20 protein-coding genes are annotated in these 15,400 nt (G+C 59.4%); 11 read left to right on the top strand and 9 right to left on the bottom strand.

Annotation, left to right across the window (positions count from 1 at the left end):
* Window positions 1-10: 10 nt before the first annotated feature.
* The 3 genes from mlaD to U367_RS0123865 are packed head-to-tail and all read right to left on the bottom strand — an operon-like array spanning window position 11 to window position 2,084.
* On the bottom strand, window positions 11-478 hold the full coding sequence (gene mlaD, locus U367_RS0123875; RefSeq protein WP_003171814.1) for an outer membrane lipid asymmetry maintenance protein MlaD: 468 nt from the start codon (window positions 476-478) through the stop codon (window positions 11-13).
* Window positions 478-1,275: a lipid asymmetry maintenance ABC transporter permease subunit MlaE gene (mlaE, locus tag U367_RS0123870; protein WP_028618862.1), complete on the bottom strand. Its 798-nt coding sequence runs from the start codon at window positions 1,273-1,275 to the stop codon at window positions 478-480. Before mlaE ends, mlaD begins: the two co-directional genes overlap by 1 nt.
* Window positions 1,275-2,084: an ATP-binding cassette domain-containing protein gene (locus U367_RS0123865; RefSeq protein ID WP_003171811.1), complete on the bottom strand. Its 810-nt coding sequence runs from the start codon at window positions 2,082-2,084 to the stop codon at window positions 1,275-1,277. Before U367_RS0123865 ends, mlaE begins: the two co-directional genes overlap by 1 nt.
* Window positions 2,085-2,381: 297 nt before the next feature.
* Here U367_RS0123865 and U367_RS0123860 point away from each other — a divergent pair, with 297 nt between their 5' ends.
* The 10 genes from U367_RS0123860 to U367_RS0123815 all read left to right on the top strand — a co-directional run bounded on the left by U367_RS0123860 (window position 2,382) and on the right by U367_RS0123815 (window position 9,391).
* Window positions 2,382-3,356: a KpsF/GutQ family sugar-phosphate isomerase gene (locus U367_RS0123860; protein WP_028618861.1), complete on the top strand. Its 975-nt coding sequence runs from the start codon at window positions 2,382-2,384 to the stop codon at window positions 3,354-3,356.
* A complete protein-coding gene (locus U367_RS0123855; RefSeq protein WP_010213109.1) occupies window positions 3,357-3,881 on the top strand; it encodes a KdsC family phosphatase in 525 nt (174 codons plus the stop codon). It abuts the gene before it with no gap.
* 8 nt (window positions 3,882-3,889) lie between these two features.
* Window positions 3,890-4,462, top strand: coding sequence for an LPS export ABC transporter periplasmic protein LptC (gene lptC / locus U367_RS0123850; RefSeq protein WP_028618860.1), 573 nt, complete (start codon window positions 3,890-3,892; stop codon window positions 4,460-4,462).
* A complete protein-coding gene (gene lptA, locus U367_RS0123845; RefSeq protein WP_028618859.1) occupies window positions 4,449-4,982 on the top strand; it encodes a lipopolysaccharide transport periplasmic protein LptA in 534 nt (177 codons plus the stop codon). The genes lptC and lptA overlap by 14 nt, the downstream gene beginning before the upstream one ends.
* The gene (lptB, locus tag U367_RS0123840) at window positions 4,982-5,707 is read left to right on the top strand and encodes an LPS export ABC transporter ATP-binding protein (protein WP_003171806.1); all 726 of its coding nucleotides are present in this window, start codon (window positions 4,982-4,984) and stop codon (window positions 5,705-5,707) included. Before lptA ends, lptB begins: the two co-directional genes overlap by 1 nt.
* Before the next feature lie 185 nt (window positions 5,708-5,892).
* Window positions 5,893-7,386, top strand: coding sequence for an RNA polymerase factor sigma-54 (locus tag U367_RS0123835; RefSeq protein WP_016974289.1), 1,494 nt, complete (start codon window positions 5,893-5,895; stop codon window positions 7,384-7,386).
* A 75-nt stretch (window positions 7,387-7,461) separates the two neighbouring features.
* Window positions 7,462-7,767: a ribosome hibernation-promoting factor, HPF/YfiA family gene (gene hpf, locus U367_RS0123830; protein WP_003171804.1), complete on the top strand. Its 306-nt coding sequence runs from the start codon at window positions 7,462-7,464 to the stop codon at window positions 7,765-7,767.
* A gap of 10 nt (window positions 7,768-7,777) precedes the next feature.
* Window positions 7,778-8,242, top strand: coding sequence for a PTS IIA-like nitrogen regulatory protein PtsN (gene ptsN / locus U367_RS0123825; RefSeq protein ID WP_028618858.1), 465 nt, complete (start codon window positions 7,778-7,780; stop codon window positions 8,240-8,242).
* A 2-nt stretch (window positions 8,243-8,244) separates the two neighbouring features.
* On the top strand, window positions 8,245-9,102 hold the full coding sequence (gene rapZ, locus U367_RS0123820) for an RNase adapter RapZ (protein WP_028618857.1): 858 nt from the start codon (window positions 8,245-8,247) through the stop codon (window positions 9,100-9,102).
* A 16-nt stretch (window positions 9,103-9,118) separates the two neighbouring features.
* Window positions 9,119-9,391 (top strand): HPr family phosphocarrier protein, encoded by a 273-nt coding sequence (locus tag U367_RS0123815; RefSeq protein WP_028618856.1) that lies wholly within the window; start codon window positions 9,119-9,121, stop codon window positions 9,389-9,391.
* 98 nt (window positions 9,392-9,489) lie between these two features.
* Here U367_RS0123815 and U367_RS0123810 read toward each other — a convergent pair whose 3' ends face one another.
* From U367_RS0123810 to pmbA, 6 genes are all read right to left on the bottom strand, one after another.
* Window positions 9,490-10,383 carry a ZIP family metal transporter gene (locus U367_RS0123810; RefSeq protein ID WP_028618855.1) on the bottom strand — a complete coding sequence of 298 codons (894 nt, stop codon included), beginning with the start codon at window positions 10,381-10,383 and terminating at the stop codon, window positions 9,490-9,492.
* A gap of 33 nt (window positions 10,384-10,416) precedes the next feature.
* Window positions 10,417-11,028 carry a superoxide dismutase gene (locus U367_RS0123805; RefSeq protein WP_028618854.1) on the bottom strand — a complete coding sequence of 204 codons (612 nt, stop codon included), beginning with the start codon at window positions 11,026-11,028 and terminating at the stop codon, window positions 10,417-10,419.
* A 1-nt stretch (window position 11,029) separates the two neighbouring features.
* Window positions 11,030-11,458, bottom strand: coding sequence for a hypothetical protein (locus tag U367_RS0123800; protein WP_028618853.1), 429 nt, complete (start codon window positions 11,456-11,458; stop codon window positions 11,030-11,032).
* Window positions 11,459-11,485: 27 nt separating this feature from the next.
* Window positions 11,486-12,862, bottom strand: a complete 1,377-nt coding sequence (locus U367_RS0123795; protein ID WP_028618852.1) for a class II fumarate hydratase — start codon at window positions 12,860-12,862, stop codon at window positions 11,486-11,488.
* Window positions 12,855-13,250 carry a hypothetical protein gene (locus tag U367_RS0123790; RefSeq protein WP_028618851.1) on the bottom strand — a complete coding sequence of 132 codons (396 nt, stop codon included), beginning with the start codon at window positions 13,248-13,250 and terminating at the stop codon, window positions 12,855-12,857. Before U367_RS0123790 ends, U367_RS0123795 begins: the two co-directional genes overlap by 8 nt.
* Window positions 13,251-13,400: 150 nt before the next feature.
* Window positions 13,401-14,747: a metalloprotease PmbA gene (gene pmbA, locus U367_RS0123785; protein WP_028618850.1), complete on the bottom strand. Its 1,347-nt coding sequence runs from the start codon at window positions 14,745-14,747 to the stop codon at window positions 13,401-13,403.
* Between the two features lie 108 nt (window positions 14,748-14,855).
* Between pmbA and yjgA the strand changes: the two genes are divergently transcribed.
* Entirely contained in the window at window positions 14,856-15,377 is a 522-nt protein-coding gene (gene yjgA, locus U367_RS0123780) for a ribosome biogenesis factor YjgA (RefSeq protein WP_005784816.1), read from the top strand.
* Window positions 15,378-15,400 lie beyond the last annotated feature (23 nt).

Raw genomic sequence — 15,400 nt, 5'->3', positions numbered from 1 at the left:
AACAGATTCCTCATTTGGCGTCTTTATTGACCGTATTAAGCAGGAATTTACCGATCAGGTCTTCAAGCACCAGCGACGACTGTGTGTCGTGGATTGTCGAGCCATCCTTGAGCAGGGCTGTCTCCCCACCCACGCTGACACCGATGTATTTTTCGCCCAGCAGACCCGCAGTGAGGATAGATGCAGTGGAGTCAGTTGGCAGATTATCTACCTTCTTGTCCAGTTGCATGGTCACTCGCCCGGTGAAGCTGTCGCGATCCAGATCGATTGCCGTGACCTTGCCGATAGTCACACCGGCCATGGTCACTTTAGCTCTGACAGTCAAACCGGCTATATTGTCGAAATACGCGTAAAGTTTATAAGTGTCGGCGGTCGGACTGGCCGACAGGCCACTGACTCGCAGGGCCAACAACAGTAAAGCCAGGATGCCAGCCAGCAAGAAAAGGCCGACACCGATTTCCACAGTGCGGTTTTGCATCAGAAATCTCCAAACATCAAGGCGGTCAAAATGAAGTCAAGGCCCAGTACCGCCAGCGAGGCGTACACAACGGTCTTGGTGGTGGCGCGACTGATCCCTTCTGAAGTGGGCTCACAGTCGTAGCCTTGGAATACGGCGATCCAGGTGACGACAAAGGCGAAGACGATGCTCTTTATGATGCCGTTGAGCACGTCACCGCTGAAGGTCACGCTGTTTTGCATGTTGGCCCAGTAGGAGCCGTCGTAGACGCCCAGCCAGTCCACCGCCACCCACGAACCGCCCCAGATACCGACCACGCTGAAGATCATCGCCAGCAATGGCAGGGAAATGAAGCCGGCCCACAGGCGTGGGGCAACAATGTACTTGAGCGGGTCCACGCCGATCATTTCCAGGCTGGACAGCTGTTCGGTGGACTTCATGTTGCCGATTTCGGCGGTCAGCGCGGAACCCGCACGCCCGGCGAACAGCAAGGCGGTCACCACCGGCCCCAGCTCACGCAGCAGCGTCAGAGCGACCATCTGCCCGACCGCCTGCTCCGAACCGTAGCTGGAAAGAATATTGAAGCCCTGCAACGCCAGCACCATGCCGATGAACACCCCGGAGACCACAATGATCACCAGGGACATCACGCCGACCGAATGCAGCTGCTTGACCAGCAGGCCGAAGCCGCCGCCAATACCGCCGCGACCGAGCAGGGCGTGGAACAGGAAAATCGTCGAACGGCCGAGCACTTCGACAATGTCGATACCCGAGCGACCGAAAAGGCGAACCTTCTCGATAAGAGATGTCTTGCGCATCAGCGCTTCCCCAGAAGATCTGAGCGGTAATCCGCTGCCGGAAAGTGAAAAGGCACCGGGCCATCAGGATCGCCGGTCATGAATTGGCGAATGCGCGGGTTGTCTGCGTTCATCAGCTCTTCAGGCGTGCCCTGCCCCAGCACCTGGCCATCGCCGACCACATAGAGGTAATCGGCAATGCTCGCGGTTTCTGCAAGATCGTGGGAAACCACGATACTGGTGATGCCCAGCGCATCATTGAGCAGGCGGATCAAGCGCACCAGCACGCCCATTGCGATGGGGTCCTGGCCGACGAAGGGCTCGTCATACATGAGGATCTGCGGGTCGAGGGCAATGGCGCGCGCTAGGGCCACACGGCGCTTCATCCCACCGGACAGCTCGTCAGGCATCAGGTCGATGGCACCACGAAGGCCTACGGCCTGCAGTTTCAGCAACACGATGTCACGAATCATTTCATCGGACAGTTGGGTGTGCACCCGCAGCGGAAACGCCACGTTCTCGAACACATCGAGGTCGGTGAACAGCGCACCGCTCTGAAACAGAACGCCCATATGTTTGCGCGCATCGAACAGATCGCTGCGCGACAGCGTCGGCAGGTTCTGGCCATTGACCCACACTTCGCCGGCGCTGGGACGCAATTGCATGCCCATCAGGCGCAACAGGGTGGTCTTGCCGCAACCGGAAGGCCCCATGATGCCCGTGACCTTGCCGCGCGGAATGCGGATATCGACGTTATTGAAGATGCTGCGCGTCCCGCGCTTGAAGGTCAGTCCCTTCAGCTCGACCGCGTAGGCGTTATCGGCACTCATCTAAACTCCTTGGGATGCAGCCTCTCACTCAGACACCACGCTTGCGACAAACGTTTGCAACCGTTGTGCAATAGTTGGCACGTGGGCTGGGCGGACCGAACTGGCGGCGAACTATATCACTGCTGGTACAAGGCGCCCAAGGCCGGAACAGCGCTTGTTCAGATTGGGGACAGGGAAAACTTGTTGCTTAGGATGAATCTCAGGCGCATTGCGAACAAAGCCTGACGAACTAGCGTGAGGGAATTGATCATTACCGCTATAATCGCCGACTTTTCGTCAGGCTATACGATTTCAGACATGAGCCAATCCAGCGACCTTATTCAATCCGCACAACGCACCATCCGCCTCGAGCTTGAAGCCGTAGAAGGCTTGCTGGCGCATATCGACGCAGATTTCGTACGCGCCTGCGAGATGATTCTGGCCAGCAAAGGCCGCGTTGTCGTGGTCGGCATGGGCAAGTCGGGCCACGTCGGCAACAAGATCGCCGCCACCCTGGCCAGCACCGGGACCACCGCATTTTTCGTGCACCCGGCCGAAGCCAGCCACGGTGACATGGGCATGATCACCAAGGATGACATCATCCTGGCGCTGTCAAACTCAGGCACCACCAACGAAATCGTGACCCTGTTGCCGCTGATCAAGCGCCTGGGCATCCAGATGATCAGCCTCACCGGCAACCCGGAATCGACGCTGGCCAAGGCCGCCGAAGTGAACCTGAATGTTCACGTGGACCATGAAGCCTGCCCACTGAACCTGGCACCCACCTCCTCCACCACCGCCGCACTGGTCATGGGCGACGCCCTGGCCGTGGCGTTGCTGGAAGCACGTGGATTTACCGCTGAAGACTTCGCGTTTTCCCATCCAGGTGGCGCCCTGGGCCGCCGCCTGCTGCTGAAAGTGGAAAACGTCATGCATTCCGGTGATGAATTGCCCCACGTCCAGCGCGGCACCTTGCTGAAGGACGCGTTGATGGAGATGACCCGCAAGGGCCTCGGCATGACCGTGATCCTGGAAGCCGACGGCCGCCTGGCCGGGGTCTTCACCGACGGCGACCTGCGTCGCACCCTGGACCGCACCATTGATATCCACACCGCCACCATCGACGCGGTGATGACCCCCCACGGCAAGACCGCCCGCCCCGAGATGCTGGCGGCCGAAGCCTTGAAAATCATGGAAGACCATAAGATCGGCGCGCTGGTGGTGGTCGATGGCAATGACCACCCGATCGGCGCCCTGAACATGCACGACTTGCTGCGTGCGGGAGTGATGTAAATGACCAGCGATCTGTTGCAACGCGGTAAAAACATCAAATTGGCGATTTTCGACGTTGATGGCGTGCTGACCGATGGCCGCCTGTACTTCCTCGAGGACGGCAGCGAATTCAAGACGTTCAACACCCTCGACGGCCAGGGCATCAAGATGCTGATGGCATCGGGCGTGCAAACGGCGATTATCAGCGGTCGGAAAACTCCGGTTGTGGAACGCCGCGCACAAAACCTGGGGATTCCTCACCTGTATCAGGGCCGCGAGGATAAACTGGTGGTTCTGGACGAGCTTCTTGGCCAACTCAACCTAAGCTATGAGCAGGTCGCCTACTTGGGCGATGACCTGCCAGACCTGCCGGTGATCCGTCGAGTAGGCCTGGGCATGGCCGTCGCCAATGCGGCGGCGTTTGTTCGCGAGCACGCCCATGGCATCACCACCGCCCGTGGCGGTGAAGGTGCCGCCCGCGAGTTCTGCGAGCTGATCCTGCGTGCCCAGGGCAGCCTTGAAGCGGCCCACGCCGCCTACTTATAGAGCGTTTTATGCTGAGCAAAAAGATTCGCAACTTTCTGATATTCGGGGTCATCGCTGCGCTGTTCCTGGCGGTGGGCTACTGGAACATCAGCCCGGAGCGCTTTCTCGACCAGCCTGCCGCGCAGGTTGATGAGGGGGCTATCGACTATTACGCCATCAATGCCAAGAGCGTGCAGTTCCTGCCCGACGGCAAGGTGCAGTACGAGATGACCTCAGACAAGGTCGAGCACGTGAAGGCCAGCGAAATTACGCTGCTGACCAACCCTGACATGAACATTTACCGCGGCACCGAGTTCCCATGGCACGTCACCAGCAAGCGTGGTGAGGTCAACCCGGACGGTACCGAGGTGGAACTGATCGACTCGGTGCGCGTTGCGCGCACCGACGATAAAAATCGTGAGACCGTGATTACCAGCAGTCGCATGACCGTATTCCCGCAGAAGCAATATGCGCAGACCGAGCAAGACGTTAGAATCGACGGCGCTGGCGGTGTATCGACTGGCAAGGGAATGAAAGCGTATTTGAAAGAAAGCAGGATACACCTGCTATCGAACGTAAGAGGACAGTATGAGGCTCGTTAAAACTCTCCCTATTTTGCTCGGTCTGGGCGCAGCACTGGGAAGCGTGAGCGCCTGGGCTCTGCCGAACGATAGCCAGCAGCCGATCCACATTTCGGCTGACGATGCGCAGCTGGATGACAAGCAAGGTGTCGCTACCTATACCGGCGGCGTGATCATCACCCAGGGTTCGATGAAGATCACCGGCAATACCGTGACGCTTACGCGCACCCAAACTGGCGATATCGACGTGGTGACGTCGGTAGGCAACCTGGCTTACTTCGAACAGAAGCAGTCCGCGACCGATACCGGCCCGATGAAAGGCTATGGCAAGACTATCCAGTACCATGCCCAGCAGAACCGCATCGTGCTGATCGACCAGGCCAAGGTACTGAGCCCCGACGGCAACTCCACGGAAGGTGAAAAAATCACCTATGACACCGTGAAACAGATCGCTAACGCCGGGCGCGCCAATGGCTCCAAGGTCACCGCGCCACGCCCACGTATCGATATGGTTATCCAGCCGAAGAAGAAGGCCGAGTAATGGCAACCCTGAAAGCCCAGCATCTGGCCAAGGCCTATAAAAGCCGTCAGGTCGTGCGCGACGTCAGCCTGTCGATCGACAGCGGCCAGATCGTCGGCTTGCTCGGCCCCAACGGCGCCGGCAAGACCACCTGCTTCTACATGATCGTCGGCCTGGTCCAGGCGGATCAGGGCCGCGTGTTGATCGACGACCTGGACGTGAGCCACCAGCCAATGCACGGCCGTGCGCGCGCCGGTATCGGCTATCTCCCGCAGGAGGCGTCGATCTTCCGCAAACTGTCGGTCGCCGATAACATCATGGCGATCCTCGAGACCCGCAAGGAACTCGACCGTGACGGCCGTCGCAAGGAGCTGGAAAGCCTGCTGCAGGAGTTCCATATCAACCACATCCGCGACAACCTCGGCATGAGCCTGTCCGGCGGCGAGCGTCGTCGTGTGGAAATCGCCCGCGCGCTGGCCACTGCGCCCAAGTTCATCTTGTTGGACGAACCGTTTGCCGGCGTCGACCCGATCTCGGTCGGCGACATCAAGCAGATCATCCATCACCTCAAGGCCAAGGGCATTGGCGTGTTGATCACTGACCACAACGTCCGTGAGACCCTCGATATCTGCGAGACCGCGTATATCGTCAACGATGGCCAACTGATCGCCGAAGGTGATTCCGCCACCATCCTGGCCAACGAACTGGTCAAGGAAGTGTACCTGGGTCACGAGTTCCGCCTGTAAACACCGTGGTGTCACGGCCGTTTGCCGAGGTGCGCGGGAGTCAATGAAAACCTCCGGATTTTTATTGTTACCGCGCTCTAGGCAAAGCCCCCGACATCAGGCATATAATTTGCTTATGTTTGGCGCTCACGCGCCCTGTCGTGGATGGCGCATTGCGCCGGCGAATAAGGTGTTAAGCCCCTGCCATGAAACCATCGCTAGTCCTGAGAATGGGCCAGCAGCTGACGATGACACCGCAGCTGCAACAGGCCATCCGCCTGCTCCAATTGTCGACCCTGGACCTGCAACAGGAAATCCAGGAGGCCCTGGAGTCCAATCCGATGCTCGAACGCCAGGAAGAAGGCGACGACTTCGATAACGCAGACCCGCTGGCCGATAACATCGAGCAAAAACCCAATTCCGACGTGCAGGAACCTTCCTATCAGGAAACCGCCCCAACGGTGGATAACCTTGAGGAAGGCGAATGGAACGAACGCATCCCCAACGAACTTCCCGTCGACACGGCCTGGGAAGACGTCTACCAGACCAGCGCCAGCAGCCTGCCCAGCAACGACGATGACGAGTGGGACTTCACCACCCGCACCTCCGCCGGTGAAAGCCTGCAGAGCCACTTGCTGTGGCAACTGAACCTGGCGCCGATGTCGGACACCGACCGCCTGATCGCCGTAACCCTGATCGACTGCATCAACAACCAGGGTTATCTAGACGAGACGCTCGAAGAAATTCTTGAAGCGTTCGACCCGGAACTGGATATCGAGCTGGACGAGATCGAAGCCGTCCTGCACCGCATCCAGCAATTCGAGCCTGCCGGGATCGGCGCGCGCACCCTGAGCGAATGCCTGCTGCTGCAATTGCGCCAACTGCCGGCCAAGACGCCTTGGCTCGCCGAGGCCCAGCGCCTGGTCACCGATTACATCGACCTGCTGGGAAGTCGCGACTACAGCCAGTTGATGCGTCGTATGAAGCTCAAGGAAGACGACCTGCGCCAGGTCATCGAGCTGGTCCAGAGCCTCAACCCACGCCCCGGCTCGCAGATCGAGTCCAGCGAAGCCGAATACGTAGTGCCCGACGTCATTGTGCGCAAGGACAATGAGCGCTGGTTGGTGGAGCTGAACCAGGAATCGGTGCCACGTCTGCGGGTCAATCCGCAATACGCCGGTTTCGTGCGTCGCGCCGACACCAGCGCCGACAACACCTTCATGCGTAACCAGCTGCAGGAAGCCCGCTGGTTCATCAAGAGCCTGCAAAGCCGCAACGAAACCCTGATGAAAGTGGCCACCCAGATCGTCGAGCACCAGCGCGGCTTCCTGGAGTACGGCGACGAAGCCATGAAACCGCTGGTGCTGCATGATATCGCCGAAGCGGTCGGCATGCATGAATCGACGATTTCGCGGGTTACCACGCAAAAATTCATGCATACCCCACGGGGTATATATGAGCTGAAATACTTTTTCTCCAGCCACGTCAGCACCTCCGAAGGCGGTGAATGCTCGTCCACGGCGATCCGCGCGATCATCAAAAAACTGGTTGCCGCGGAAAATCAGAAAAAGCCATTGAGTGACAGTAAGATCGCTGGTTTACTGGAGGCACAAGGCATTCAGGTCGCCCGTCGAACCGTCGCCAAGTACCGCGAGTCCCTCGGGATCGCGCCTTCCAGCGAGCGTAAGCGTTTGATGTGACGGGCGGGCCATAGCGTTCCAGTGGCGGGTATTCCTACCCGCCGCTTTATGCACTGGCAACGAAGGAGAAGCTGTATGCAAGTCAACATCAGTGGACACCAGCTGGAAGTCACCAAACCCCTGCGTGAATACACCGAAAGCAAGCTGAACAAGCTGGCAGGGCATTTTGACAAGATCACCAACGTGCAGGTCATCATGGAGGTCGATAAGCTCAAGCAGAAAATCGAGGCCACCCTGCACGTACCGAATGCAAAGCTCGTCGCCAATGCGGAGCATGAAGACATGTACGCGGCGATCGACTCGCTCTACGACAAGCTGGACCGCCAACTCATAAAGCATAAGGAAAAGAATCTGCACCTGATGCAAGGTACAGGTCGCTAACTCTCCCCCCATGATCCGACTTGAAACCATCCTGACCCCCGGCCGTTCCCTTGTGAACGCGCCGGGCGGCAGTAAAAAGAAAGCCCTTGAACAAATTGCCAACCTGATCAGCAGCCAAGTGCCTGATCTGGAGATGCAGGATGTCTTCGAGGCTCTGATTGCCCGTGAAAAACTCGGTTCGACCGGTTTTGGCAACGGCATCGCCATCCCCCACTGCCGACTCAAAGGCTGCGAGACACCCGTCAGCGCCTTGCTGCACCTGGAAAAATCCATTGATTTCGATGCTATCGATGGTGCACCGGTCGACCTGCTGTTCGTGCTGCTGGTCCCGGAAGCCGCCACCGATGCGCACCTGGAACTGCTTCGGCAGATCGCCAGCATGCTCGACCGCAAGGAAGTACGCGACAGACTGCGCAGTGCCAGCAGCAACGAGGCGCTGTATCAGGTTGTCCTGGATGAACAGAACGGGCAGTAATCATGCGTTTGATCATCGTCAGCGGCCGCTCCGGCTCGGGTAAAAGCACCGCCCTCAACGTACTTGAGGATAACGGTTTCTATTGCATCGACAACTTGCCCGCCGGCCTGCTGCCGGAATTGGCGGAACGCGCGTTGATTCACACCGAACTGGCGCAACCCCTGGTCGCCGTCTCGATTGATGCCCGCAACCTGCCCAGCCACCTTGAGCGTTTCCCGCAATTGCTCGAGGAAGTGCGGGCCAAGCACATTCATTGCGACGTGCTTTACCTGGATGCCGACGAAGAGACGCTGCTCAAGCGATTCTCGGAAACCCGCCGGCGTCACCCCCTCAGCAGCCCTCACCGCTCCCTGGCCGAAGCCATCGAAGACGAAACCAAGCTGCTGGGGCCGATCATTGACCTCGCCGACCTCAAGATCAACACCACCAGCCTCAACCTGTACCAGTTGCGTGATGCCATCAAGCTGCGCCTGCTGAACCAGCCCGAGCCAGGTACGGCGTTTCTGGTCGAGTCGTTTGGGTTCAAGCGCGGCATGCCGGTGGACGCCGACCTGGTGTTCGACGTGCGCTGCCTGCCTAACCCTTACTGGAAGCCGGAACTGCGCGAACAGTCGGGGCTGGACCAGCCCGTGGCCGATTACCTGGCCGCGCAACCGGATGTGGAGGAGATGTTTCAGGACATCTCCAGTTACCTGCTTAAGTGGCTTCCGCGTTTTGCCGCCAGCAACCGGGCTTATGTCACCATTGCCATCGGCTGCACCGGCGGGCATCACCGCTCCGTCTACCTGACCGAGCGCCTGGGCCAGGTGTTGCAACAAACCCTCAAGAATGTCCAGGTCCGCCACCGCGACCTTAGCTGAAAGGAACACCCCCGCGATGCCCGCTCTGGAAATTGAAATCATCAACAAACTGGGCCTGCATGCCCGCGCTTCGGCTAAATTCGTGGGCGTGGCCGGGAAGTTTCCCTGCCAGATCCGCGCCGGTCGCTCACCGGAAACGATGGTCGACGGCAAAAGCATCATGGCGATGATGATGCTGGCGGCGGGCAAAGGCACCAAGATTCACTTGAAGACCGAAGGTGAGCAGGAGCAGGAAGCGATGGACGCCCTGGTGGCGCTGATCAACAACTACTTCGACGAAGGCGAATAACGCTGTGTAAGAGCCCGGCTTGCCGGCAATGGCGTCGCCAAGCGCACCGCTCGTCTCAGGATTGATCGCCGGCAAGCCGGCTCCTACAAGGGAGCGGTTTACCCCAAGGCCGTGTCCATCACCATCATCAAGCAGAACCCGACGCACAGCCCTAGGCTGGCGAGTTTTTCGTGACCATTACGTCGCGACTCGGGGATCACTTCGTGAGTCACCACCAACAGCATCGCACCGGCTGCCAAGGCCAAGCCTAGCGGCAGAAGCACCTCGGCCAGGCTTACCAACCAGGCACATAGCACGGCAAATACCGGCTCCACCAGGCCTGACGCCGCGCCGATCAGGAACGCCTTGACCCGCGACATCCCGGCCCCGGCCAACACCAACGCAATCACCAGCCCTTCAGGCACGTCCTGCAAGGCAATGCCCATGGCCAGGCTGTCGGCATCCGGCATGCCGCCGCCTGCCGAGACGCCCACCGCCATACCTTCCGGGATGTTGTGGGCGATGATGGCAAACACAAACAGCCAGATACGCGGCGGAATCACCGGTTTTTCCGGCGTGCCCACCAGCATTTCCGGGCTGGCACCGGAGACCTTGCGGTCCACCAGATACAGCCCGAAAGCACCCAACATGATGCCAAAACTGATCAAACCGCTGGCGCCCCAGGGCGAAAGCCCCAGGCCTTCAGCTGCGGCAATGCCCGGCACGATCAGCGAAAACGCCGTCGCCGCCAGCATGACGCCAGCCCCAAAGCCCAGCAGCGTATCGCTCAATGCCACCGGCATGCGTCGAATAACCAGCACAGGTACCGCGCCGAGCGCCGTGCCGAGCGCACAGAGGGATCCCCCCTGCAGGGCGCGCAGAATGCGTGGTTCCAGGTTCAGCCAAGCCAGCCCGTGGGCCACCAGCAATGCGGTACCTGCCAATAGCAGCAGCGAGCCAAGCGCATAACGAAACATTCGCCCGCTGCTGATCGCCAGTGTTTCAGTGCCCATAGTCGGCCTTAGATCTTGTTATGAAGGTGAGTGTCAGGCCACGGCAGCCTGATAGCGTGCGGCGACTTCCGACCAATTAATGACACTGTAGAAGGCATTGATGTATTCCGGGCGGCGGTTCTGGTACAGCAGGTAGTAGGCATGCTCCCAGACGTCCAGGCCGAGGATCGGGGTATTGCCGTTCATCAGCGGGCTGTCCTGGTTACCGCTGCTCTCCACCACTAGGGTCTTCTGCGGAGTGACGCTCAGCCAGGCCCAGCCACTGCCGAAACGGGTCAATGCGGCCTTGGTGAACGCCTCCTTGAAGCTGTCGAAACCGCCCAATTGCTCCTCAATGGCCTTGCCCAGCGCACCATCGGGTTTGCCGCCACCTTTGGGCGACATCACCGCCCAGAACAGCGAGTGGTTGGCATGACCACCGCCCTGATTGATCACGGCTGCACGCAGTTTTTCCGGCAGTTGCTGCACGCTGGAGACCAGCTTCTCGACCGGCCAGCCAGCGAACTCGGTGCCCTCGACGGCGGCGTTGAGATTGTTGATGTAGGTCTGGTGGTGCTTGGTGTAGTGGATTTCCATGGTTTGCGCATCGATATGCGGTTCCAGGGCGTCGTAGGCGTAAGGCAATGCAGGCAAGGTATAAGTCATATCAATGTGCTCCGTAATGAGGAGTGGCGGGTTGCACCGCAGCACCACCCAACAGGCGATGGGTGCGCGGGTACTCACCGTGATCGCTGATGAAATTCAATAGTTCGACGTAGGTTTTGCTGCTCTGGCGCAGCGCCGCTTCGCGCAATTGCGGGCTCAGACGCGGGTCCTGCATGGTCTGCAGCAGGCGCTGATGGATAGCGCACAGGTATTCCGCGCTTTCCTCCGGCTGGTTCAGCCGCAGGTGCAGGTCCGCCAGGTTGTGATGGGAAATGACGCAAGCCGCCACTGCTTCGTCGGCGTCCGCCCAGCGCTCGAACAACACTTGGGCAAGGGCCAAGGCTTGCAAGTAGGCCTCGCGAGCGTCAACCAACTCGCCCGCCATAAAGCAGCGATTGGCCCGTTCGATCGTGCGTTTCCAGTGCTCCATGGTGAGCCTCCAAAGCAGGGTCGGTGATTACACGCCGCCGGCCGTGAGCTTTTCCGGGTCCAGCAGGACCTCCAGTTGGCTGCGCGGCAAGTCGGTGAGTTCGAGGGCAACATCAATCACCGGACGGCCCTGTTGATAGGCTTTTTTGGCGATTTCAGCGGCCTTTTGGTAACCGATGATCGGGTTGAGTGCGGTCACCAGGATGGGGTTGCGCGACAACGCTTCCTTGAGCTTGGCTTCGTTGACCTTGAAACTGGCGATGGCTTTATCGGCCAGCAAACGGCTGGAATTGGCCAGCAATTCCAGGCTGCTGAGCAAGTTCTGCGCAATGATCGGCAGCATCACGTTCAGCTCGAAGTTGCCTGACTGACCGGCGACGGTGATCACCGTGTCATTGCCGATGACCTGTGCGGCGACCATCGCCGTGGCTTCCGGAATCACCGGGTTGACCTTGCCGGGCATGATCGAAGAACCCGGCTGCAAGCCTTCCAGCTCGATTTCACCCAGGCCGGCGAGCGGGCCGGAGTTCATCCAGCGCAGGTCGTTGGCGATTTTCATCAGCGACACGGCGGTAGCCTTCAACTGGCCGGAGACTGCGACGGCGGTGTCCTGCGAGCCAATCAGAGCGAACAGGTTCTTGCCGGGCGTGAATTTCACACCGGTCAGACTGCTCATCTGCTGGCTGAAACGCGCCGCGAATTCCGGATGTGCGTTGATCCCGGTACCGACTGCCGTACCGCCCTGGGCCAGCGCTTGCAGGCTCGGCAGAAGGTCCTGCAGGTGGCCGATATTAGCCTTGAGCTGCTGAGCCCAACCGTTGAGCACCTGGCTCATGCGTACGGGCATGGCATCCATCAGGTGCGTGCGGCCGGTCTTGATGAACGGGTGAACCTCTTCGGCTTTTTGTTCGATGACTTGCACCAAATGCAGCAGGGCAGGCAGTGTTTGCTCATGCAGTACCAGCGCGGCACTGACGTGGATCGTGGTCGGGATGATGTCGTTGCTGCTCTGGCCGCAGTTCACGTGGTCGTTGGGGTTGACCGGCTCACCGAGCAAACGGGTGGCCAGGGTCGCAATCACTTCATTGGCGTTCATGTTCGAACTGGTGCCGGAGCCGGTCTGGAAGATATCCACCGGAAAGTGCTGCATAAAATCGCCTTCCAACAAACCTTGGGCGGCATCGACGATGGCCTTGCCCTGCCCTACGCTGATTTGCTTGAGGTCGACGTTGACCTTGGCGGCGGCGGCCTTGGCCAGGATCAGGGCGCGGATGAATTGCGCCGGCATGCGTTGATGACTGATCGGGAAATTGTTCACCGCGCGCTGGGTTTGCGCACCGTACAAGGCCTCGGTCGGCACTTGCAGTTCGCCCATGCTGTCGCGTTCGATACGGGTGTTACTCATCGTTAGATCCTTGCACCAGGTCAGAAACAGAAAGGGAGGGCAGCAATTCGCAGGTCGCCAATTGCCACGCAAAGGACTGCCAGCGCTTGAGGCGGCAGGCGCAGTGAGAGAGTTTTTCCAAGTCGCGTAATGGACGCCACGCCTGATCCAGGCACATGGAGCGCCAATGCCAGGGCAGCGCGATGTCGCTGGCGGTATCGAGCAGCAGGCGGAATGAGGTTTCTGCGATCGTCCACGGATGGGTCGCGGTGCAGCACGCCAGGTATCGACCCTCATTGAGGTAATGTTCAATCAGGCGCGGCTCGTTGGGGTCGAGGCCGCAGCGAATCTGGCGACTCATCCAGCGCCAGCTCTCCAGGTAAGGATCCTCATGCAGGACAGAACTCATGATCCACACTCATCCGGTAATGATATTTATTATTAAATGATATTGAGAATCAAAACAATAGCGGCAGATTGATCCGCCTGCCAAAACGCCCACAAAAAAGGCGCGCCATCTGACAGATGGCGCGCCTTTTGGAGTAAAGCTTCGGGAGGATTAGCTGCCGGCGACAGTCATCCGCTCGATCAACACCGAGCCTGTGCGAATGTTGCTGCGCAGTTCCAGATCATTACCCACGGCGACGATCTGCTTGAACATGTCGCGCATATTGCCTGCGATGGTCACTTCCTGGACGGCAAACTGAATCTCGCCGTTTTCCACCCAGAAACCCGCCGCGCCACGCGAGTAATCACCGGTGACCATGTTCAGGCCATGGCCCATCAGCTCGGTCACCAGCAAGCCACGCCCCATGCGCCGAAGCAGCGCAGCTTGGTCTTCATCGCCGTGGGTGACGAACAGGTTGTGTACGCCTCCGGAGTTCGCGGTGCTTGGCAGGCCCAGCTTGCGACCGGCGTACGTGCCCAGTACGTAAGACACCAACTCGCCCTTCTCGACGAACGGTTTGGCATACGTCGCCAGGCCATCACCGTCGAACGACGTACTGCCCATGGCGCGCATCAAGTGCGGGCGCTCATCGATGGTCAGCCACTCTGGGAACAACTTTTGGCCAATCGCCCCCTCCAGGAACGAGGACTTACGGTACAAGTTGCCACCGGAAATCGCCCCCAGGAAACTGCCAAACAACCCACCCGCCAGTTCTGCCGAAAACAGTACCGGCACTTCACAGGTTGGCACCGGGCGCGCGCCCAGGCGGCTCGCTGCACGCTGCGCCGCGCGCTGACCAATGCTGATCGGGTCCGACAGCAATTCGCCCTGACGGCTGACGTCGTACCAATAATCGCGCTGCATCTGGCCGTCAGCCTCGGCGATCATCACGCAGCTCAAGCTATGGCGGGTGGACGCGTAACCACCGATAAAGCCATGGCTGTTGCCATACACGCGGCAACCCTGGTGCGTGCTCAACGTGGTGCCGTCTGCGTTTTTGATGCGGGCATCAGCGTCGAATGCAGCAGCTTCGCAGATCAGCGCCCGTTCGATGGCCTGTTCGGGTGTGATGTCCCAAGCGTGAAACAGATCGAAATCCTGCAGGTCCTTGGCCATCAGCGCCTTGTCGGCCAGGCCCGAGCTTTCGTCTTCGGAGGTGTGCTTGGCGATTGCCAGCGCAGCCGCCACCGTCTCGCGAATGGCTTCCGGACCGCTGGCCGACGTACTGGCCGAACCTTTGCGCTGCCCGACATACAAGGTAATACCAAAACCCTGGTCGCGGTTGAACTCAACGGTTTCCACTTCCCGCTGGCGCACCGACGTCGACAGCCCCTGCTCCAGCGACACGGCCACTTCACAGGCACTGGCCCCCTGGCGCTTGGCCTCGGCAAGGATCTGCTCGACTTGTTCCTGCAGTGCCGGTAACGCTTGCGGACCGACGCTTTGGGCTGCACTCATGGTTTTCTCCACTCAAATTCTGCTTTCGGTTAAGGCCATCGAGCGACCGGGCCGGACAAGCGGCCCCCGACTGGTTATCATGGCGGCGTTTCTTTGCGGACTGCCACCATGGTTGATTCTTACGACGACTCCCTCGATGGGGAGAAAAGCAAAACCCAGGTCAAACGTGAGCTGCATGCTCTGGTTGACCTTGGCGAGCGCCTTACAACGCTCAAAAAAGACTTGATTGCAAAACTGCCACTCACCGACGAAATGCGTCGTGCCCTGGCCGATGCGCCCAAGCACACCGCGAATATCGCGCGTAAACGGCACATCTCGTTTATCGGCAAACTCATGCGCGATCAGGACATCGACGCCATTCTGACCTTGCTCGATCAAACCGATGCCTCTACTCGACAGTACAACGAACGCTTCCATAACCTGGAACGTTGGCGTGACCGCCTGATCGCGGGCGATGACGCCGTGCTGGAGAAATTCGTGATGGACTACCCGGACGCGGACCGCCAGCAACTGCGTTCCCTGATCCGTCAGGCCCAGCACGAGCAGGCGCATAACAAGGCGCCGGCCACCAGCCGTAAAATCTTCAAGTACATCCGTGAGCTGGACGAGACTCAACGCGGCCTGCGCTGATCCTCCTCCCCGGGTGGCGGTTC

This window comes from Pseudomonas canadensis, from assembly GCF_000503215.1.
GTDB classification, from domain to species: domain Bacteria; phylum Pseudomonadota; class Gammaproteobacteria; order Pseudomonadales; family Pseudomonadaceae; genus Aquipseudomonas; species Aquipseudomonas canadensis.
The sequence above is the reverse complement of the archived record's forward strand: the minus strand, read 5'-3'. Positions and strand labels throughout refer to the sequence as shown.